20 protein-coding genes are annotated in these 18478 nt (G+C 64.9%); 9 read left to right on the plus strand and 11 right to left on the minus strand.

What is annotated here, in order from left to right:
• Nucleotide 1: 1 nt before the first annotated feature.
• Entirely contained in the window at nt 2–6295 is a 6294-nt protein-coding gene (locus AC5V87_RS11170; RefSeq protein ID WP_495370988.1) for a HAMP domain-containing protein, read from the minus strand.
• A gap of 267 nt (nt 6296–6562) precedes the next feature.
• Here AC5V87_RS11170 and AC5V87_RS11175 point away from each other — a divergent pair, with 267 nt between their 5' ends.
• Entirely contained in the window at nt 6563–6856 is a 294-nt protein-coding gene (locus AC5V87_RS11175) for a hypothetical protein (protein WP_456840006.1), read from the plus strand.
• A gap of 4 nt (nt 6857–6860) precedes the next feature.
• Here the strand turns inward: AC5V87_RS11175 and AC5V87_RS11180 are convergent, their stop codons facing one another.
• Entirely contained in the window at nt 6861–7373 is a 513-nt protein-coding gene (locus AC5V87_RS11180; RefSeq protein WP_495370989.1) for a DUF4142 domain-containing protein, read from the minus strand.
• A gap of 96 nt (nt 7374–7469) precedes the next feature.
• On the opposite strand from AC5V87_RS11180, the gene AC5V87_RS11185 reads away from it, so the two are divergent.
• From AC5V87_RS11185 to AC5V87_RS11195, 3 genes are all read left to right on the plus strand, one after another.
• The gene (locus tag AC5V87_RS11185; protein ID WP_456843405.1) at nt 7470–7664 is read left to right on the plus strand and encodes a hypothetical protein; all 195 of its coding nucleotides are present in this window, start codon (nt 7470–7472) and stop codon (nt 7662–7664) included.
• A 121-nt stretch (nt 7665–7785) separates the two neighbouring features.
• Nucleotides 7786–7917: a hypothetical protein gene (locus tag AC5V87_RS11190; RefSeq protein WP_456840004.1), complete on the plus strand. Its 132-nt coding sequence runs from the start codon at nt 7786–7788 to the stop codon at nt 7915–7917.
• Nucleotides 7918–7986: 69 nt separating this feature from the next.
• The gene (locus AC5V87_RS11195; protein WP_495370990.1) at nt 7987–8208 is read left to right on the plus strand and encodes a hypothetical protein; all 222 of its coding nucleotides are present in this window, start codon (nt 7987–7989) and stop codon (nt 8206–8208) included.
• 218 nt (nt 8209–8426) lie between these two features.
• Here AC5V87_RS11195 and AC5V87_RS11200 read toward each other — a convergent pair whose 3' ends face one another.
• A complete protein-coding gene (locus AC5V87_RS11200) occupies nt 8427–8675 on the minus strand; it encodes a hypothetical protein (protein ID WP_495370991.1) in 249 nt (82 codons plus the stop codon).
• A gap of 192 nt (nt 8676–8867) precedes the next feature.
• On the opposite strand from AC5V87_RS11200, the gene AC5V87_RS11205 reads away from it, so the two are divergent.
• On the plus strand, nt 8868–9029 hold the full coding sequence (locus tag AC5V87_RS11205; RefSeq protein ID WP_456840001.1) for a hypothetical protein: 162 nt from the start codon (nt 8868–8870) through the stop codon (nt 9027–9029).
• 4 nt (nt 9030–9033) lie between these two features.
• Here the strand turns inward: AC5V87_RS11205 and AC5V87_RS11210 are convergent, their stop codons facing one another.
• From AC5V87_RS11210 to AC5V87_RS11240, 7 genes are all read right to left on the minus strand, one after another.
• Nucleotides 9034–9513: a DUF3147 family protein gene (locus AC5V87_RS11210; RefSeq protein ID WP_456843404.1), complete on the minus strand. Its 480-nt coding sequence runs from the start codon at nt 9511–9513 to the stop codon at nt 9034–9036.
• A complete protein-coding gene (locus tag AC5V87_RS11215; protein ID WP_456840000.1) occupies nt 9513–9860 on the minus strand; it encodes a DUF3147 family protein in 348 nt (115 codons plus the stop codon). The genes AC5V87_RS11210 and AC5V87_RS11215 overlap by 1 nt, the downstream gene beginning before the upstream one ends.
• Nucleotides 9857–10444, minus strand: a complete 588-nt coding sequence (locus AC5V87_RS11220; protein ID WP_495370992.1) for a phosphatase PAP2 family protein — start codon at nt 10442–10444, stop codon at nt 9857–9859. The genes AC5V87_RS11215 and AC5V87_RS11220 overlap by 4 nt, the downstream gene beginning before the upstream one ends.
• 101 nt (nt 10445–10545) lie before the next feature.
• Nucleotides 10546–11436, minus strand: coding sequence for an SDR family oxidoreductase (locus AC5V87_RS11225; RefSeq protein WP_495371880.1), 891 nt, complete (start codon nt 11434–11436; stop codon nt 10546–10548).
• 204 nt (nt 11437–11640) lie between these two features.
• A complete protein-coding gene (locus AC5V87_RS11230) occupies nt 11641–12192 on the minus strand; it encodes a DUF4142 domain-containing protein (protein WP_495370993.1) in 552 nt (183 codons plus the stop codon).
• Between the two features lie 86 nt (nt 12193–12278).
• Nucleotides 12279–12506, minus strand: coding sequence for a hypothetical protein (locus AC5V87_RS11235; protein ID WP_456839997.1), 228 nt, complete (start codon nt 12504–12506; stop codon nt 12279–12281).
• A gap of 3 nt (nt 12507–12509) precedes the next feature.
• Nucleotides 12510–14297 carry a thiamine pyrophosphate-requiring protein gene (locus tag AC5V87_RS11240; RefSeq protein WP_495370994.1) on the minus strand — a complete coding sequence of 596 codons (1788 nt, stop codon included), beginning with the start codon at nt 14295–14297 and terminating at the stop codon, nt 12510–12512.
• A gap of 139 nt (nt 14298–14436) precedes the next feature.
• On the opposite strand from AC5V87_RS11240, the gene AC5V87_RS11245 reads away from it, so the two are divergent.
• From AC5V87_RS11245 to AC5V87_RS11260, 4 genes are all read left to right on the plus strand, one after another.
• Nucleotides 14437–14811: a PRC-barrel domain-containing protein gene (locus tag AC5V87_RS11245; RefSeq protein WP_456839995.1), complete on the plus strand. Its 375-nt coding sequence runs from the start codon at nt 14437–14439 to the stop codon at nt 14809–14811.
• 21 nt (nt 14812–14832) lie between these two features.
• On the plus strand, nt 14833–14991 hold the full coding sequence (locus AC5V87_RS11250; RefSeq protein ID WP_456839994.1) for a hypothetical protein: 159 nt from the start codon (nt 14833–14835) through the stop codon (nt 14989–14991).
• A gap of 195 nt (nt 14992–15186) precedes the next feature.
• Entirely contained in the window at nt 15187–16332 is a 1146-nt protein-coding gene (locus AC5V87_RS11255) for an HlyD family secretion protein (protein WP_495370995.1), read from the plus strand.
• The gene (locus AC5V87_RS11260) at nt 16329–17942 is read left to right on the plus strand and encodes a DHA2 family efflux MFS transporter permease subunit (protein WP_495370996.1); all 1614 of its coding nucleotides are present in this window, start codon (nt 16329–16331) and stop codon (nt 17940–17942) included. The genes AC5V87_RS11255 and AC5V87_RS11260 overlap by 4 nt, the downstream gene beginning before the upstream one ends.
• Nucleotides 17943–18010: 68 nt before the next feature.
• Here the strand turns inward: AC5V87_RS11260 and AC5V87_RS11265 are convergent, their stop codons facing one another.
• Nucleotides 18011–18475: a winged helix-turn-helix transcriptional regulator gene (locus AC5V87_RS11265; protein ID WP_456839991.1), complete on the minus strand. Its 465-nt coding sequence runs from the start codon at nt 18473–18475 to the stop codon at nt 18011–18013.
• Nucleotides 18476–18478: the final 3 nt, after the last annotated feature.

Consider the following 18478-nt stretch of genomic DNA (forward strand, 5'->3'; position numbering starts at 1 on the left):
CTCAACGATGCAGCCACATGCGGATCGCAAGCAGCAATTGATCGGTGTTGACGGGTTTGGCGAGGTAGTCGGACGCGCCGGCTTCCAGGCATTTCTCGCGGTCGCCCTTCATCGCCTTAGCGGTCAGCGCGATGATCGGAAGCCGGGCGAACGCCGGGTTTTCGCGAATGACGCCGATGGTCTGATAGCCATCCATCTGCGGCATCATGATGTCCATCAGCACGATGGCGATTTCCGGGTTGGATTCGACCAGCGTGACCGCCTCGCTGCCGGTGGTGGCCGTCAGCACTTTCATGCCGCGCCGTTCCAGCACGCTCGACAGCGCGAAGATGTTGCGGGCGTCGTCGTCGACCAATAGGGCGGTCTTGCCGATCAGGTCCTCATCGGAACTGTTCAGCTTTTCCAGCATGCGCTGCTTCTCGACGGGCAGTTCCGTGATCACCCGGTGCAGGAACAAGGCGGTCTCGTCGAGCAGGCGCTCCGGCGATTCCACGCCCTTGACCACGATGCTGCGTGCCATGGTGTGGAGTTCCGCATCCTCCTCCGCCGAGAGCTCGCGGCCGGTGAAGACCACGACCGGAATGTTCGACAGCGCCTCGTCCTTGCGGATCTGGTCGAGCACCTCGAAGCCGCTCATGTCGGGCAGCCTGAGGTCGAGCACGACGCAGTCGCACGGCGCCTCGCGCAGCATCGAGAGCGCGCCGGCGCCGGTGTCGGTCGCCACGATCTCGATGTCGTCATGGTGCAGGAGCTCTCGGATCGAGAGCTGCTCGGCCTCGTTGTCCTCGACGATCAGCAGCCGCTTGCGCCGCGGCTGGGCATATTCCTTGATCTGCGTCAGCGCCGCCGCCACGCCTTCCGTCGTCGTAGGCTTGTTGACGAAGGAGAAGGCGCCGCGGGCAAGTGCGTGCTGGCGGTCCTCGTCGAGCGTGATGATCTGCACGGGGATGTGGCGGGTCAGCGGATTGTGCTTGAGCTGGCTCAGCACCGTCCAGCCGAGCATGTCGGGCAGGAACACGTCGAGCGAGACGGCTCGTGGCTGGTACTGCTTGGCAAGTTCCAGCGCCTCGGCGCCGCGCGCGGCGACCAGGACCTTGAAGCCCTTGTCGCGGGCGAGATCGACCAGCACGCGCGCGTAGTGCGGGTCGTCCTCGACGATGAGCAGGATGGTGTCGCCGGGTTCGAGGTTGAGACGGTCGTCGGGCAATTGCTCGATGACGCGCTGCTGCTCCGGTGCGGACGGCTGCAGTGCGGGCGGCTGGCTGTAAGACTGCGGAGCGGGCGCGCGCGGCGCCAGCGTCGGGCCGGAATATTTCAGCGGCAGATAAAGCGTGAAGGTCGAGCCCTTGCCGGGCGCGCTGCGCAGATGGATTTCGCCGCCGAGCAGGCTCGCGAGCTCGCGGCTGATGGCAAGACCAAGGCCGGTGCCGCCGTATTTGCGGCTGGTGCCGGCGTCCGCCTGCTGGAACGCCTCGAAGATCAGCTTCTGCTTCTCCAGGGGAATGCCGATGCCGGTGTCGGAGACTTCGAACGCGATCACGGCCGGCGCGGAGTTCAGCACCGGGTGATCCGTGCCCCAGCCGCCGACCGCGCCGGCGACCTTCAGGCGCACCTCGCCTTCGGCGGTGAACTTGAAGGCGTTGGAGAGCAGGTTCTTCAGAACCTGTTGCAGTCGCTTGGAGTCGGTGACGATGCTGCGCGCGAGATTCGGATCGACATCGATCTTGAACGACAGGTTGCGGTTCTCCGCCTCGTGGCGGAACGGCCGACCGACGGTCTCGAGCAGGTTTGCGGTCAAAATCTCCTCGGCATCGACCGTCACCGTGCCGGACTCGATCTTGGAGAGATCGAGAATGTCGCTGATGAGGTTCAAGAGGTCGGTGCCGGCGCCATGGATGGTGCGCGCGAATTCGACCTGCTTGGGAGTGAGGTTGCCGTCCGGGTTGTCGGTGAGCTGCTGCCCCAGAATCAGGATCGAGTTCAGCGGCGTGCGCAGCTCGTGGCTCATGTTCGCGAGGAATTCGGACTTGTACTTCGAGGTCAACGCGAGCTCCGTCGCCTTTTCCTCCAGCGCGCGGCGGGCCTGCTCGATCTCCTGGTTCTTGCGTTCGACCTCGACGTTGCGCTCGGCGAGCTGCTGCGCCTTCTGCTCGAGCTGGTCGTTGGTCTGCTGCAATTCGCGCTGCTGGGTCTGGAGCTCGCCGGCCAGCTGCTGCGACTGCTTGAGCAGGCCCTCGGTCTGCATTGTCGCTTCGATCGAGTTGAGCACGATGCCGATGGAATCGGTGAGTTGTTCCAGGAACGTCATCTGCGAGGTCGTGAACGAGACGAGCGAGGCGAGCTCGATCACCGCCTTGACCTGGCCCTCGAACAGCACCGGCAGCACGACGAGGTTCTTCGGTGCGACACGGAACAGTGCAGAGTTGATCGGCACGACATCGGACGGAATGTCGGCCACCACGCGCGGCCGCTTGTCGAGGGCGCACTGGCCGATCAGGCCTTCGCCGAACTGGAGCACGCGCTGATACGGATAGACGCCGTCGCTGGCATAGGAGGCGAGCAGCAGGAGCTGCGGATTGTCCTCGCTCTCGACCTGGTAGATCACGCCGGTATGGGCGTTCACCAGCGGGGACAGCTCGGTGAGCAGCAGCCGGCCGACGGTGGCCAGGTCGCGCTGGCCCTGGAGCATGTTGGTGAATTTGGCCAGGTTGGTCTTCAGCCAATCCTGCTCGGTGTTCACGTCCGTCGTCAGACGGAGATTCGTGATCATCGTGTTGATGTTGTCTTTCAGCTCGGCCACCTCGCCGCGGGCGTCGACCTGGATCGACCGCGTCAGGTCGCCCTTGGTCACGGCGGTCGCCACCTCGGCGATCGCGCGCACCTGCGAGGTGAGGTTGGCCGCGAGCAGGTTGACGTTGCCGGTGAGGTCCTTCCAGGTGCCGGCGGCGCCCGGCACGTTGGCCTGGCCGCCGAGGCGGCCTTCGACGCCGACCTCGCGCGCCACCGAGGTGACCTGATCGGCGAAGGTCGCGAGCGTCTCGGTCATGTTGTTGATGGTGTCGGCGAGGGCCGCGACCTCGCCCTTCGATTTCACGGTGAGGTTCTGCTTGAGATCGCCGTTGGCGACCGCGGTCACGACCTTGACGATGCCGCGGACCTGCTCGGTCAGGTTCGCCGCCATGAAGTTCACGGTGTCGGTGAGATCCTTCCAGGTGCCGGCCACGCCAGGCACCTGGGCCTGACCGCCGAGCTTTCCTTCCGTGCCGACCTCGCGGGCGACGCGCGTGACTTCGCCGGCGAAGGCGTTGAGCTGGTCCACCATGGTGTTGATGGTGTTTTTCAGCTCGAGGATTTCGCCCTTCACGTCCACGGTGATCTTGCGGGACAAGTCGCCGCGCGCCACGGCGGTGGTCACTTCGGCGATGTTGCGGACTTGCGTCGTGAGGTTCGCGGCGAGCAGGTTGACGTTATCCGTGAGATCCTTCCAGGTGCCACCGACGCCGGGCACGACGGCCTGACCGCCGAGCCGGCCTTCGGTGCCGACCTCGCGCGCCACGCGGGTCACTTCTGCGGCGAAGGAGCGCAGCTGCTCGACCATCGTGTTCAAGGTGTCCTTGAGCAGCAGGATCTCGCCGCGGACGTCCACGGTGATCTTCTTCGACAGGTCGCCGCCGGCGATCGCGGTCGCGACCTCGGCGATGTTGCGGACCTGGGCCGTCAGGTTCGAGGCCATGAAGTTGACGTTGTCGGTGAGGTCCTTCCAGGTGCCGGCGACGCCGGGCACCTCGGCCTGACCGCCGAGCTTGCCCTCGGTGCCGACCTCGCGGGCGACGCGCGTCACTTCGCCGGCAAAGCCGTTGAGCTGGTCCACCATGGTGTTGATGGTGTTTTTCAGCTCGAGGATTTCGCCCTTCACGTCCACGGTGATCTTGCGGGACAAGTCGCCGCGCGCCACGGCGGTGGTCACTTCGGCGATGTTGCGGACCTGGGCAGTCAGGTTGCCCGCCATGGAATTCACGGAGTCGGTCAGGTCCTTCCAGGTGCCGGCGACGCCGGGCACGTTGGCCTGGCCGCCGAGGCGGCCTTCGGTGCCGACCTCGCGCGCCACGCGCGTCACCTCGCCCGCGAAGCGGTTGAGCTGGTCGACCATCGTGTTCAGCGTGTCCTTGAGCTGAAGGATCTCGCCGCGCACGTCCACCGTGATCTTGCGCGACAGGTCGCCGCCGGCGATGGCGGTCGCGACCTCGGCGATGTTGCGGACCTGCGCGGTGAGGTTGCCCGCCATCGAGTTCACGGAGTCGGTCAGATCCTTCCAGGTGCCGGCGACGCCGGGCACGTCGGCCTGGCCGCCGAGCTTGCCGTCGGTGCCGACCTCGCGCGCCACGCGCGTCACTTCGCCGGCGAAGGCGTTGAGCTGGTCGACCATGGTGTTCAGCGTTTCCTTCAGCTGAAGGATTTCGCCCGACACGTTCACCGTGATCTTCTTCGACAAGTCGCCTTTCGCGACCGCGGTCGCGACTTCGGCGATGTTGCGGACCTGACCGGTCAGGTTCGAGGCCATCGAGTTGACCGAGTTGGTCAAATCCTTCCAAGTGCCGCCGACGCCGCGCACGACGGCCTGGCCGCCAAGCTTGCCTTCGGTGCCGACCTCGCGCGCGACGCGCGTGACTTCGCCGGCAAACGCGTTGAGCTGGTCCACCATGGTGTTGATGGTGTCTTTCAGCTCGAGGATCTCGCCGCGCACGTCCACGGTGATCTTCTTCGAGAGGTCGCCGCCGGCGACGGCGGTCGTCACCTCGGCGATGTTGCGGACCTGCGCGGTCAGGTTCGATGCCATCGAGTTGACGCTTTCCGTCAAATCCTTCCAGGTGCCGGCGACGCCGAGCACGTTGGCCTGGCCGCCGAGGCGGCCCTCGGTGCCGACCTCGCGCGCGACGCGCGTGACTTCGCCGGCGAAGGCGTTGAGCTGGTCGACCATGGTGTTCAGCGTTTCCTTCAGCTGAAGGATCTCGCCCGAGACGTTCACCGTGATTTTCTTCGACAGGTCGCCGCTCGCGATCGCGGTCGCGACGTCGGCGATGTTGCGAACCTGCGCGGTCAGGTTCGACGCCATGAAGTTGACGTTGTCGGTCAGGTCCTTCCAGGTGCCGGCCACACCAGGCACCTGGGCCTGGCCGCCGAGCTTGCCTTCGGTGCCGACCTCGCGCGCCACGCGTGTCACTTCCGAGGCGAAGGAGTTGAGCTGGTCCACCATGGTGTTGATGGTGTCTTTCAGCTCGAGGATCTCGCCGCGCACGTCCACGGTGATCTTGCGGGAGAGGTCACCGCGCGCCACGGCTGTGGTGACGTTGGCGATGTTGCGGACCTGTGCGGTGAGGTTGCCGCACATTGCGTTGACGGAGTCCGTCAGGTCCTTCCAGGTCCCGGCGACGCCGGGCACGATGGCCTGGCCGCCGAGCTTGCCGTCGGTGCCGACCTCGCGCGCCACGCGCGTCACTTCGGAGGCGAAGGAGCGCAGCTGGTCCACCATCGTGTTGATGGCTTCCTTGAGCTGAAGAATCTCGCCGCGGACGTCGACGGTGATCTTCTTGGACAGGTCGCCGTTGGCCACCGCGATCGTCACCTCGGCAATGTTGCGGACCTGGTTGGTCAGGTTGTTCGCCATCGAGTTGACGCTCTCGGTGAGGTCCTTCCAGACGCCGGTCACCTCCGGCACCTGGGCCTGGCCGCCGAGCTTGCCTTCGGTGCCGACCTCACGCGCCACGCGCGTCACCTCGGAGGTGAACACGCCGAGCTGCTTGATCATGGTGTTGACGATGGTCGCCGACTGCAGGAATTCGCCGCGGAGCGGCCGGCCGTCGACGTCGAGCTTGACGGTCTGGAGCAGGTCGCCCTGGGCGACGGCGGCGACCGCGCGGGTCACCTCGCGCGTCGGCCAGAGCAAGTCGTCGATCAGCGTGTTGACCGAACCTTCCATGTCGGCCCAGGAGCCCGAGGCGAGGCCGAATTTCACGCGCTGGCGGGTCTTGCCTTCGCGGCCGACCACCTGGCCGACCAGCTCGAGCTGCTGCGCCATGCGCTGGTTGGCGGCGATGATTTCGTTAAAAGTATCGGCGATCTTGCCGTCGATGCCGAGATAGTCGCCGCTCATCCGCACCGAGAAATCGCCGCTGCGCATGGCCTGTAAGGCGAGGAGCAGTTCCGCCCGGGAATCCGGCTCTGGCATACCGTTGGTTTTTGGTTTTGGGACGCGACGACCGGAGCGTGATGCAGTTCCGGGATCGAGGTCGCTCATACTGATTCCCCCGCAGGCATCGGCCGAATCCTGACACGACGCAGTTTGTCAAAATAGAGCGTCAGCCAAATTCGAAATCAAGCGCCAAGGTTGCGACGCCAGGAATTGGAACCTGCTTTGCTCAGCCCGGCCGATACAACGGCGATCAATCGGATTGGTTCCATGTGGCTGCAGAAAATCGACGTCGGGAGGTACCCCGTCCACACTGGCGTGCCTCGGAACGGAGCGCCGGCCCTGCGGTTAGCCCGAAAGAAAGGGAGAGCGCATATGAGAGCAGGAATTGCCGCGATCATCGTCCTAATGCTTGCCGCCGGGTCGGCGTTCGCCCAGGGGACGCCCAGCGGCCGCGGGGCCACCACCGGCGATCCCGCCGCCAGCTCTGCCACCCCGCATGCCGATCCGTCGACAACGGGTGCTTCGACCAGGTCGAACCCGAGCGGCAGCGGCACCTCGACCTCGGGCGGCAAGGACGACAACGGCGATGCAGGCCGGGACAAGATGCCGGACAGCGACCGCACCGTGCGGCCGGAGAGCGATCAACATCATCCGAATGACAAGTAAGCGGCTACTTGTCGGCCATGGTGCGCTCGGCATCCCTGGCCTGCGAGCGCAGCCTCGGAAGCTGCTCGCGCGCGAAGGCGGCCAGTGCCGCATTGTCGGGTGCCTTGAGATAGTGCTCGAGCAGGCTGATGGCGGATTCGTACTCGGGAATTTGCGCGGCATAGAAGCTTCTGACGTAAGTCGGCCCGTCCGAATTTTCGGGTTCGACGAGACCTGCGCTTACCGACGTCGTCTTGCCGGCGTGAGGCTCCGTGCCGATTGCCTCCTGGATCTGCTTTAGCGCCTTGTCACGCTTGGCCGCCTCATCGGCGCGCAAGGCGGCGAGGTTCTTGACCTCCGCATTGCCCTTCAGATCGGTGCTCTCCAGAAGGCCCTGCTGGAAACGGCTAAAGCTGTAGAGGCCGCTGATCACATCGGTCGCGGTCGGCGTGCGGCCGCCCACGGTTCGCTCCCCTATGTTGTCGGCGAGCGCCGCGGTGCTGACAAAGGTCAGGACAATCGCGACAAGGATCCTCATGCAGGCCTCAATCACCGGTGGCGTGCGAAGTTCCCCCGAACCTTACGATCGGGTAAGACCGTTGCGACGCGGGAGTTCCATCCCCAAATGTTCTGCATGAAGCAGTCTGACATTTTCAGGGACAACGCCGAAAACTGTCTTCAGCTCGCCGAGCGAGCGGAAGGACAACCTGCCCACAAGCGCTACTCGCGCATGGCAGACGCCTGGACGGCGCTCGCGCACGAGCAGGATTGGCTTGATGGCGAGATCCCGCCCGTTAAGATCCGGACCCCGCAAGCGCGGAATGCGTAAGCACTCTCCCGCTTCGTCAATCCACGTGTGAGACCGCTCACGGAATGCAAGCGACCAATTCAGGAACATCGAGCAACCGTCGATCGCGTTGATTTTTCCGATTCCAGAAGGAGGTTTTGCGATGGCTCCACGTCTGGCTCTGCTTTCCCTCATTCTCGCCTTCGGCGTCTCGGTCGCGTTCGCGACCGTGACGACCCTCCGGCAGGTGCATCTGGAGAAGGCATCAGTTGCGGTCCGCGCCGCGCATAGTTAGTGCCACGCCGGAACATTCGGCGCCGCGGTGCGTAAGCGCTTCGAGGCATCGGAGAAGCGAGAGTTCACCATGGCGCATTCCGACCACGGCATCGTTCGGGATAAGCGCGCTGAAGAGCAGCCCAGCGACAAGCAGCGCGCACAGACCGTGCACAAGACGGATCCTCGAAAAACAAGTTCGAAGGGCTCGCCGTCGCGGGAAGCGACGCGCGATCCTGAGCTCAACGACAACAGCAAGACACCAGGCTCGGGCATGACGCCGGATGATTCCGGCTCCGCGCCGAGCGGCTAAAGCATGATCCGGACCCGAAGGGCCGCGTTAGCGCAAAGCGTGAAGCGGTTGTCCGAAAGATCATGCCGCAAAAATAGCGCGAGGAACCAATCTGCGCGCGGAGAGTCGACGGATTGCTTCCGGCTGTCATGCCCCCGGTGCGCCGGAAGCAATCTCCAAGGACGGTCCTGGCACTCCCGTGCCGGGGCCGTTTTGCTTGCGAGTTTCGGTAGGGCCGGTCAATCCGTGGCGTCGTGTTCACCATTGGCCTGCGTGTGCCCGTCCGGCCCGCGGCCAAACACTCCGTAGTCGCTGGACTTGATGCCGGCGCGGGCGTCGACGCCGGCCGTAGCGAGCCCAAGCTTGAGCAATTCGCGGACGGCTGCCGCGCGTGTCGGCATTCGATGCTTGAACCGGAAATCGTCGAGAGCCGCCAGCTCCTCTGGCGAGAGCATCACCTGAAGCCGCTCGGCGCGAAGATCGTTCATAGCAAGCCACACCAAATGAGCAGTTTGAGTAGCTTACTCAACAAGCCAACTGGGCAAGAGTTCCGCAAGTGGCGGAACAGACGCCTAATGAGCAATAAAAAATAGCAAAATCAATAAGATAAGCTATTGTGCGGTGATCGGAGGAGGCGCATTGTCGGCCAAAAGCGAGGAGAAGAAGACGGGAGAGATGTCATGACGGACGAAGTCCGACTGCCCCGCAAGGTTTCCGAAGAGGCCAATGCCAAGCCGGTGCGACCGAGCCACCAGAAGATCATCGAGCAAGTGGAGCGATGGGCCAATAGCGCCGGCCTTCAGCCGCCGACATCGCAGCCGTCGCGGTCGAAAGCGGGTTAGACCTTTACGAGGAAAGACCGTGGCTCTTTGCCGGATGCGCGGATCGCCGAGGATTGCGGGAGATGATGCGGACCTTGCGCCTGAGCCACCAGGCCACGACGGAGATCACGGCCCAAACCGTCAACGCCGCGATGAAAGCGACCGCAACGCTTGATTCGACCGCGAGATGGAACACGAGAGCGAACGCCGCAAGGCCGATACTGCCCAGCGCCGCGCCAGCCGCATCGAGCGCCGCCGCGTTCTGTCCGCGACGCCGCCCGCTCAGCCCGGCTTTCTCCTTGGCGTGACGTTCGTGGCTTTCGATCAGGGTCGCGCTGGCACAGAAGATGGCGGGAAGCGCGAGGAAGAGGCCGCCAACCGAGACGCCGAAGCGCGAGCCGATGAATCCCGCAAGCACCGTCGCAAGGCCGCCGAGCACGAAGCGAACGGCGTATTCGTACCAACGGGTCTGCTGCAGCGCCGAGGAGGACAGCTTGACCAGCATCACGCCGCCCCTCCGAAGCCCGCCAGCAGGCCGAAGGCGACCGCGAGCCATACCGCGAAGGCGGCAATGGTGGCCGGCAGCGCGGCGAGACGAAGCCTCATCAGCAAATGGCAGACCGCGAGGCTGTAGCAGGCGAGGGCGATCGCACCGTAGATCATGGTCCAGCTCTCGGCCGCGGCATATTGCGGGCCATGCTGGACCACGGCGATGCCAAGGGTCGCCAGCGCGACCGAGGGCGCTGCGCCGAGCAGCCCGGCAAAGCTCTTCGGCCGCAGTATGTCGCCGCAGATCGCGAACACCGAGACGATCAGACCGCCGGCGATGAAGCGCACGAGATATTCCGTCATGGCCGCACCCGCGAGGCTGAAGGCCGTACCTGGCGTGGCTTTCCGAGTGTGAACGGCCTGAGGAGCCGCTCGACGAGGACGCCGAGCGTGAAGCCAGCCACCACGTCGCTGATCCAATGCGCAAGCAGCGCCACGCGCGTCAACGACAGCACCACGGCGAGCGCGCGCGCGACCCGGCGCCGCGCCGGCGGCAGCAGGCCGGCCGCGGAGGCGAGTGCACCCATATGCACGGCGTGACCTGAGGGAAATGCATCCCGGGATCGTCCCGAGAAGGGAATGCCGCGCCAATGACCGCGCACTGTCAGCCGGTCCGGCCTTGTCTGATCGAACACCGATTTCAGCACGTGCGGCAGTACGGCTGTCGCCAGCGACACCATCAGGACGTGATCGGCAAGGCGGCGCTTCTGCGGTGACTGCAGTCTTGTGTAGAGCCATCCTGCAGCGGCGAGCGCGAGCACCACGTGCTCGTCTGCGCCCCACGTCAATGTCTCGGCAGCGTGCTCAAGTCCTGAGTTGGTATGGTCCGCGATCTCGTTCGCGATCGCTGTATCGATCCGGGTGGGTTTGACTGTTACGAGCGCCATCGGTCCCGCGGGCAGGTGGTTCCTTGTGTGACAGTTGTGTAAAGCCTGGAAGACAGCGATTGTTCCCGGACTTTACCTGTCATCGGCCCGCGCAGCCGCGACTATGGCTGCCCTGATCCGCCGGCGGATCCATACACCTGCCCGGTCGCATAGCTCGCATCCGCCGCGGCCAGTTGCACGTAAATGGACGCGAGCTCGGCGGGCTGACCGGGGCGACCGAGCGGCGTCATGCCGCCGAACTTCTCGAGCTTCTCCATCGTCGCGCCGCCGGAGACCTGGAGCGGCGTCCAGATCGGACCCGGTGCGACGCCGTTGACGCGGATGCCCTTTGAAGCGAGCTGCTTGGCCAGCGACTTCACGTAGTTCATCGTCGCCGCCTTGGTCTGCGCGTAATCATAGAGCTCCGGTGACGGGTCATAAGCCTGCTCGGAGGTCGTGCCGATGATGCAGGATCCGGGCTTCAGATGCGGCAGCGCCGCCTTGATGATCCAGAACGGGGCGTAGATGTTCGTCTTCATCGTCGCGTCGAAATCCTCGGACGAGACTTCGAGGATCGACTCGCGGCTCTGCTGGCGTGCGGCGTTGCAGACGACGATGTCGAGTCCGCCCAGTTGGCGCACGGCCTGCTCGACCAGCGTCTTGCAGAATGTCTCGTCGCGGAGATCGCCGGGGATGGCAACGCCGTTGCGGCGTTCCTGCTTGATTAGCGCGATCACGTCTTGTGCATCCGCCTCCTCAGTGGGGAAATAGTTGATGGCAATGTCGGCGCCTTCGCGCGCATAGGCGATTGCGGCGGCGCGGCCCATGCCGGAATCACCGCCGGTGATCAGCGCCTTGCGTCCGGCGAGGCGGCCGGAGCCCTTGTAGCTGGTCTCGCCATGGTCCGGGCGCGGCTCCATTTTGCCGGCGAGACCCGGCCAAGGCTGCGACTGCTTCTTGAAAGGCGGCTTCGGATAGCGGCCGACGGGGTCGATCAGTTTCTGCTCGGCCATGGACGTGTCTCCCTTCGCTGTCGAGGGCGCCAGCGAAGCCGCCGCGAGCGTCGCGCTCGCGGCGTGGACGACGTGCCGGCGGGTGAGTGAACTCTTGTCTTGCTGTGCCATGATGATCTTCGCGATTTGCGATCTCTATCCGCAGAGACGGGCATCGCTGCTAATTGGGAGGACGCCGCACTTGCCGGCGTCCTCGGAACATGGCTACTTCGACTGACCGACGCTCGGCGCCTTGCCGAGCTCCTTGGCCATGTCGAGATGATGCTTGAGCGCCGGCAGCGTCTTGCCGGCCCAGTCCTTCAGCGCGGTATTGTCGCCGCCCTTGGCGTAACGTTCGAACAGCGACACGGCGTCCTCGTGGGCGCTGACCTGGTAGGAATTGTAGTCCGAGCTGAAATCCTTGCCCGTCGCGCCCTTGAGCTTGTCGAGCTTGCTCTGGTGCGAGCTGTCGAGCGCCGTCGGCAGGGTTGCCTGCACCTTGCCGTCGCTGACCAGCCCCTTCAGCTCGCCGCTGGTCTTGGTGTGGTCGGTCACCATCTGCTGGGCGAAGGTCTTCTCCTGCGCGTTGCCTTTCTGCTCGGCGAGCTTGCTCGATTCGATCTCGAACATGTCGCTGATCGCGACCTCCTTGACGAAGTCGGCGGTGGTCGGCGCGACGCCGAGTGCCGAATTGACGCCGGTCTTCTCGCCCAGCGACTGGGCGAGCGCGGGGCCTGCGAGCAGCACGCAGGCAATGGCGATGATGGTCCGTTTCATGGTCCGATCTCTCCGATGTGGGCGCAGCCTCTCGCCGCGCGACGTTGCGCCGACCAACACACCGCAGGGGCCGAGGTTCCTAACGGCTAGTCGGTGGGATTGCGGCCGGTGCGCGGATTGATGGGATCGGTCGGCTTGCGACGCAGCCGTTCGGGCAGAAACGGCTCGCCTGGCGAGGCCGAAGGCTCAGCACGTACGTCGGCATGGCGCTGTGCGCGTTCGTGTGGCGTCTTGTTGTCGTTGAAGTGCTGCTTCACGTCGACGCCGTCGACGGGGTCGTTGACGCCATGCTGGATATCGCGGAAATCGCTCATGGTTCACTCCTTTCCGGGCAGGATGGTTTCGAGCACCTGCCGTGCCGCGCCCTTGATGACGCTGCTCTCGTTCGGATCGCCCTTCATCAGCGCGAGCGAGAAGTTCTTGGCCTGCTGGAGCGTGATGTGCGGCGGCAGCGGCGGCACCTCGGGATCGGTCTTCACCTCCAGCACGACGGGCCTCTCGCTCGCGAGCGCCTGATCCCATGCCGAGCCGAGCAGCTGCGGACTGTTCACGAAGATGCCGGTGAGGCCGATCATCTCGGCAAAGCGGGAATAGGACACGTCGGGAATGCGCTGCGAGGCCTCGAATTTTGGATCGCCGTTGATGATGCGCTGCTCCCAGGTGACCTGGTTGAGATCCTCATTGTTGAAGACGCAGACGATAAAGCGCGGGTCGCGCCAGGACCGCCAGTATTTCGCGGCCGTGATCAGCTCGGCCATGTTGTTCATCTGCATCGCACCGTCGCCGACCAGCGCAATCACCGGTCGGTCCGGATGGGCATATTTTGCAGCAAGCGCATAAGGCACCGCGGCGCCCATCGACGCGAGGCCGCCGGAGAGCGAAGCGATCATGTCGCGGCGCATCTTCAAATCGCGCGCGAACCAGTTGGCGCAGGAGCCGGAATCGCTGGTGATGATGGCGCGGTCGGGCAGGCGAGGGGACAATTCCCAGGCGACCAGTTGCGGATTGACCGGCGCGGCCGGCTGATGCGCGCGATCGTCCAGGGTCTTCCACCATTTTGCGACGTCATCCTCGATGGCCTTGCGCCAGGCGCCATCGGCCTTGGGGGCAAGCCGCGGCAGCAGCGCGCGCAAGGTTTCGGCGGCATCGCCGACCAGGCCGACCTCCATGGGAAAGCGGATCGACATCATGCTGGCGTCGATATCGATCTGCACGCCGCGGCAGCTGCCTTCCTTGGGCAGGAATTCGGCATAGGGAAAGGCGGAGCCGACCATCAGCAGCGTGTCGCAGCCCATCATCATGTTGTAGCTGGGCTCGGTGCCGAGCAGGCCGATCGAGCCGGTCACCCAAGGCAGATCGTCCGGCAGCGCCGCCTTGCCGAGCAGCGCCTTGGCGCAGCCGGCCGACAAGCGGTCGGCGACCGCAATCACCTCGTCCGTCGCATGGAGCGTGCCGGCGCCGATCAGCATCGCGACCTTCTTGCCGGCGTTGAGCACCTCCGCAGCGCGGTCGAGATCGGCGTCGCGCGGCATGATGCTGGGCGAATTGTAACCGATGCCGGAATGCAGCGTGCCGTGTGCACGGGGTGGGCTTTCGTAGGCTTCTTCCTGCAGATCGTTGGGCAGGATGATCGCCGTGGGAACTCGCCGGGCCAGCGCGGTTCGCACCGCGCGGTCGACCAGGTGCCGCACCTGCGCGGGCGAGGATGCCTGCACGACATAGGCGCCGGCGACATCCTTGAACATCGAGACGAGGTCGAGTTCCTGCTGGTAGTTCCCGCCCAGCGCATCGCGCGCCTGCTGGCCGACGATCGCCAGCACCGGCTGGTGATCGAGCAGGGCATCGTAGAGGCCGGTGATGAGATGTGAGGCGCCGGGGCCGGAGGTCGCGATGCAGACGCCGAGCTCGCCTGAAAACTTCGCGTAAGCGGTCGCCATGAACGCGGCCATCTCCTCGTGCCGCGCCTGCACGAAGCCGATCTTGCCGTCCGCCCGATTCAGCGCGCCGAAGACGCCGTTGATGCCGTCGCCGGGATAACCGAACATGTGCCGCACGCCCCATTGATGCAGGCGCTGGATGATGAAGTCGGAGACGGTCTGGGACATTGAGGCGGCTCCCGGTTTCCTTTCGGTGACGTTAGAACCGCGCGTTTCCGGCGATGTTCCTGATCTTGCGCAGGTTGCGTGCCGGAACGATCGCTCGCCCGCGCGGTTGATTCAAACATCGGCTGAGTGGAGAATTGACATGCTGAATCAAGGCGAACTGGACCGCAGCGAGATGGGCCGGTTGATCGGCAGTGACAAGGTCGAGGGAACATCGGTCTATGGCGCGGACCGCAACAGGATCGGTTCGATCGAGCGTGTGATGATCGACAAGGTCAGTGGCAAGGTGTCCTACGCCGTGCTCGGTTTTGGCGGCTTCCTGGGGCTCGGCAATGATCACTACCCCTTGCCCTGGCAGTCGCTCAAATACGACACGGAGCTCGGCGGCTATGTCACCGGCATCACCACCAAGGAGCTGGAAGGCGCGCCGAAATACGGCGATCGGAGCGACTGGAACTGGGGTGATGAGGCCGCAGTTCGCGGCATCAACTCCTATTACGGCGTTCCCTTCGCATAGCATCCAGCGAAGGAGCCTGCGATGAGCAAGGAACGACCCAACGACGATCCCCGGCAGCAGAATGACTGGGGCTCGCACAGTCAGACGGACACGCCCTGGAAGGGCACTCCGGAGAAGGAGCAGGGGTCCGGCAAGGTGAAGCCCGATCTCGAGAGATGGCACGAGAGCAAGACGCACTGAGCAAGTGCTCCATACCGGCACTTCAGGCAAGCGCGGCGAGAGTGCCGCGCTTGTTTTTTGAGCGATGCAATCACGAATGGCGGTGAGCTTCTTCAAAGCCGGAACCATGCCTCAGGGCTGCGGTTAGGCTCGCGGCGCGCGAGCTGTTCGTCTCCGCTCTCCCGCCGGTTTAGTCCGCAAGAAAGGTGTTCCACCGTGGATGCTCAGACACGGCAGCGTGATCCGTCCGCGGAGCAGCCGCAGCGGGCGAAGGAAGCTCCGAAGGCCTCTCCCCGTGACGCCGACGGCCCGCAGCCGGCGAAGACACCATCGCTGCGCGACCGGATTCGTGAGCACTGGCTGCCGGCAACCGTCGGCGCCATCGTGGTGATCGCGGCACTCGTCGTTGGCCCACTCTATTGGCTCGAGATCCGCCATTACGAGTCCACCGATGACGCTTTCGTCGCGGCGCGCAGCTTTTCCGTGGCCTCGAAGGTGGGCGGCTACGTGACCGACGTGCCGGTCACCGACAACCAGCATGTCGATGCCGGCGATCTGCTGGCGAAGATCGACGAGCGCGACTACCGGATCGCGGTCGACCAGGCCACTGCGCAAGTTGAAGCGTCCAAGGCCAACATCGCAAATGTCGAGGCGCAGATCGTCTCCCAGGAGGAGCAGATCAAGCAGGCCCGGGCCCAGCTCGAGCAGGCGCAGGCCCAGCTCCAGTTCGCGCAGGAGGAGTTCGACCGCGCGGAAAATCTGGTCGAGAAAGGGGCCGGCACCGTGCAGCGCCAGCAGCAGACCCGCTCAGACCTTCAGGCGCAGCGGGCCAACACCGAGCGTGCCAAGACCGCGGTCACGACCGCACAGGCCGGCATCAAGACGCTGCAGGCGCAGCTTCAAGGCGCCAAGGCACAGCTGGAGCAATCGCAGGCGCAGCTCGATCATGCCAAATTGAATCGGCAATACACCAGCGTCGTCGCCGCCCAGTCCGGCCGCGTGGTGCGGCTGTCCGGCGGCAAGGGCACCTTCGTCACCGCAGGCCAGAGCCTGATGATGTTCGTGCCGGACGAGGTCTGGATCGTCGCCAACTACAAGGAGACGCAGCTCAACGACATGCGTCCGGGCCAGCCGGTCGAGATCCGCATCGACGCCTATCCCGGGCGCAAGCTGACCGGCCATGTCGATTCCGTGCAGCCGGGCTCAGGCACCGCGTTCAGCCTGCTGCCGGCGGAGAACGCCACCGGCAATTACGTCAAGGTGGTGCAGCGCGTGCCGGTGAAGATCGTGGTCGACAGCTGGCCGGCCGATCTGCCCGTCGGCCCCGGCATGTCGGTCGTGCCCTGGACCAGGGTGCGATGACGGACGCCACGCAAGAGGGCGCCGGAGGCTGGTCGCCGGAGCGTTCGGCGGCCGGCGGGCACAATCCTTATCTCATCGCGTTCGTGGTCTCGATCGCGACCTTCATGGAGGTGCTCGACACCACCATCGCCAATGTCGCGCTGCGCCACATCGCCGGCGGGCTCGCGGTCGGCATCGACGAGAGCACCTATGTCATCACCAGCTATCTCGTCGCCAACGCCGTCGTGCTGTCGATCTCCGGCTGGCTCTCGACCGTGGTCGGACGCAAGCGCTTCTACATGATCTGCGTTGCGACCTTCTCGGTGGCATCGCTGCTGTGCGGCTTCGCCTGGAATCTGGAGGCGCTGGTGCTGTTCCGGATTCTCCAGGGCCTCGGCGGCGGCGGCATGGCGACCAGCGAGCAGGCGATCCTCGCCGACTCCTTCCCGCCGCATAAGCGCGGACAGGCCTTTGCGATCTACGGCGTTGCCGTGGTGGTCGCGCCGGTGATCGGCCCGACGCTCGGCGGCTGGATCACCGACACCTATTCGTGGCACTGGGTGTTCCTGATCAACGTGCCGATGGGACTGCTCTCGCTGTTTCTGGTCGGTACGCTGGTCAAGGAGCCCTCGGGTGCGGAGGAGGAGCGGCGGAAGCTGCTGAGCAAGGGGCTGCGGGTCGACTATGTCGGCTTCCTGCTGGTTGCGATCGGGCTCGGCTCGCTCGAATTCGTGCTCGACGAGGGCCAGCGCAACGACTGGTTCGGCTCGAACATGATCATCGTCTTCGCGGTGCTTGCGGCGGTGTCACTGCTCGCGCTGATCCCGTGGGAACTGACTCGAGAGGATCCCATCGTCGACCTCCGCCTGCTCGGCCGGCGCCAGTTCGGCGCCTGCTTCCTGGTCATGCTCGGCACCGGCGCGGTGCTGATCTCGACGACACAGCTTTTGCCGCAACTGCTCCAGACCGAGCTGAACTACACGGCCATGCTGGCCGGCCTCGCGCTGTCACCGGGCGGCCTCGCGACGCTGGTGCTGATGCCGGTGGTCGGACGCCTCGTCAGCATGGTGCAGCCGAAATATCTCATCATGTTCGGCGCTGCGGTCGTCGCGTTCTCGATGTGGCATCTCACCGGCCTCAACGGCGACATCACCTACGGTTATGCCGCCCTGTCACGCATCTTCCTCGCGCTGGGCCTGCCGTTCCTCTTCCTGCCGGTGACCACCGCGTCCTATGACGGCGTCCCGCCGGACAAGACCAACCAGGCGTCCGCCTTGATCAATGTCGCCCGCAACATCGGGGGATCCATGGGCGTCGCGCTCGCACAAACCATTTTGGCGCAGCGCCAGCAATTCCATCAGAGCCGCCTGATCGAGCACGCCTCGCCGTCCGACCTCGGCTATCAGCAGACCATCGACGCGATGACGCGCTATTTCCAGGCGCAGGGCTCGAATGCGAGCGATGCGGCGTCACAGGCGGTGGCCTGGGTCGGCCGCACCTTGCAGCAGCAGGTCGATTTCCTCGCCTATATCGACGTGTTCTGGACGCTTGCGATCGTCGCGGTGCTGATGATTCCCACCGCGGCCGTGCTGCGGCCGATCGATCTGCACGCGCCGGCGCGGGGGCATTGAGGCTGGACGTCGTTGTCGATCCGAGATGTTGCGCAGGAGCGCGGCTGCGCAAGTGGCGATAGCGTGTCTCACCCCACCGCCTCCTTCCGCCCAGGCCCGGCATGCACATGCACCTGCTTGGCGTGCAGCGGCTCGCCGCATTCCGAGCACACCATCACGGGATCGAACAGCTTGCCGCACGTCCTGTGCTCGTGCAGCAACGGGCGACCGCGCTCGTCGCCCATGTGGGTGTCGCCCCAATGCACCATCGCCATGATGATCGGATAGAGGTCGAGGCCCTTCTGCGTCAGGATGTATTCGTAGCGCTTCGGTGCGTCAGAGTAGGGGACGCGGCGCAGGATGCCGAAGCGGACCAGCTTCTTCAGCCGCTCCGACAGCAGATGCCGCGTGATCTGGAGCGAGGACTGGAATGCTTCGAACCGGCGCACGCGCAAGAAGCACTCGCGCAGGATCAGCAGCGTCCAGCGGTCGCCGACCACCGCGACGGTGCGGGAGAGCGAGCAGGGCTCTTCGTCCAGCGTATCCCATTTCATGAT

The organism is Bradyrhizobium sp. SOJA106 (genome assembly GCF_059448745.1).

Coding starts and splice junctions, on each gene's coding strand:
- AC5V87_RS11170 (WP_495370988.1), bottom strand. CDS start 6,295: ATGAGCGACCTCGATCCCGGAACTGCATCACGCTCCGGTCGTCGCGTC.
- AC5V87_RS11175 (WP_456840006.1), top strand. CDS start 6,563: ATGAGAGCAGGAATTGCCGCGATCATCGTCCTAATGCTTGCCGCCGGG.
- AC5V87_RS11180 (WP_495370989.1), bottom strand. CDS start 7,373: ATGAGGATCCTTGTCGCGATTGTCCTGACCTTTGTCAGCACCGCGGCG.
- AC5V87_RS11185 (WP_456843405.1), top strand. CDS start 7,470: ATGAAGCAGTCTGACATTTTCAGGGACAACGCCGAAAACTGTCTTCAG.
- AC5V87_RS11190 (WP_456840004.1), top strand. CDS start 7,786: ATGGCTCCACGTCTGGCTCTGCTTTCCCTCATTCTCGCCTTCGGCGTC.
- AC5V87_RS11195 (WP_495370990.1), top strand. CDS start 7,987: ATGGCGCATTCCGACCACGGCATCGTTCGGGATAAGCGCGCTGAAGAG.
- AC5V87_RS11200 (WP_495370991.1), bottom strand. CDS start 8,675: ATGAACGATCTTCGCGCCGAGCGGCTTCAGGTGATGCTCTCGCCAGAG.
- AC5V87_RS11205 (WP_456840001.1), top strand. CDS start 8,868: ATGACGGACGAAGTCCGACTGCCCCGCAAGGTTTCCGAAGAGGCCAAT.
- AC5V87_RS11210 (WP_456843404.1), bottom strand. CDS start 9,513: ATGCTGGTCAAGCTGTCCTCCTCGGCGCTGCAGCAGACCCGTTGGTAC.
- AC5V87_RS11215 (WP_456840000.1), bottom strand. CDS start 9,860: ATGACGGAATATCTCGTGCGCTTCATCGCCGGCGGTCTGATCGTCTCG.
- AC5V87_RS11220 (WP_495370992.1), bottom strand. CDS start 10,444: ATGGCGCTCGTAACAGTCAAACCCACCCGGATCGATACAGCGATCGCG.
- AC5V87_RS11225 (WP_495371880.1), bottom strand. CDS start 11,436: ATGGCCGAGCAGAAACTGATCGACCCCGTCGGCCGCTATCCGAAGCCG.
- AC5V87_RS11230 (WP_495370993.1), bottom strand. CDS start 12,192: ATGAAACGGACCATCATCGCCATTGCCTGCGTGCTGCTCGCAGGCCCC.
- AC5V87_RS11235 (WP_456839997.1), bottom strand. CDS start 12,506: ATGAGCGATTTCCGCGATATCCAGCATGGCGTCAACGACCCCGTCGAC.
- AC5V87_RS11240 (WP_495370994.1), bottom strand. CDS start 14,297: ATGTCCCAGACCGTCTCCGACTTCATCATCCAGCGCCTGCATCAATGG.
- AC5V87_RS11245 (WP_456839995.1), top strand. CDS start 14,437: ATGCTGAATCAAGGCGAACTGGACCGCAGCGAGATGGGCCGGTTGATC.
- AC5V87_RS11250 (WP_456839994.1), top strand. CDS start 14,833: ATGAGCAAGGAACGACCCAACGACGATCCCCGGCAGCAGAATGACTGG.
- AC5V87_RS11260 (WP_495370996.1), top strand. CDS start 16,329: ATGACGGACGCCACGCAAGAGGGCGCCGGAGGCTGGTCGCCGGAGCGT.
- AC5V87_RS11265 (WP_456839991.1), bottom strand. CDS start 18,475: ATGAAATGGGATACGCTGGACGAAGAGCCCTGCTCGCTCTCCCGCACC.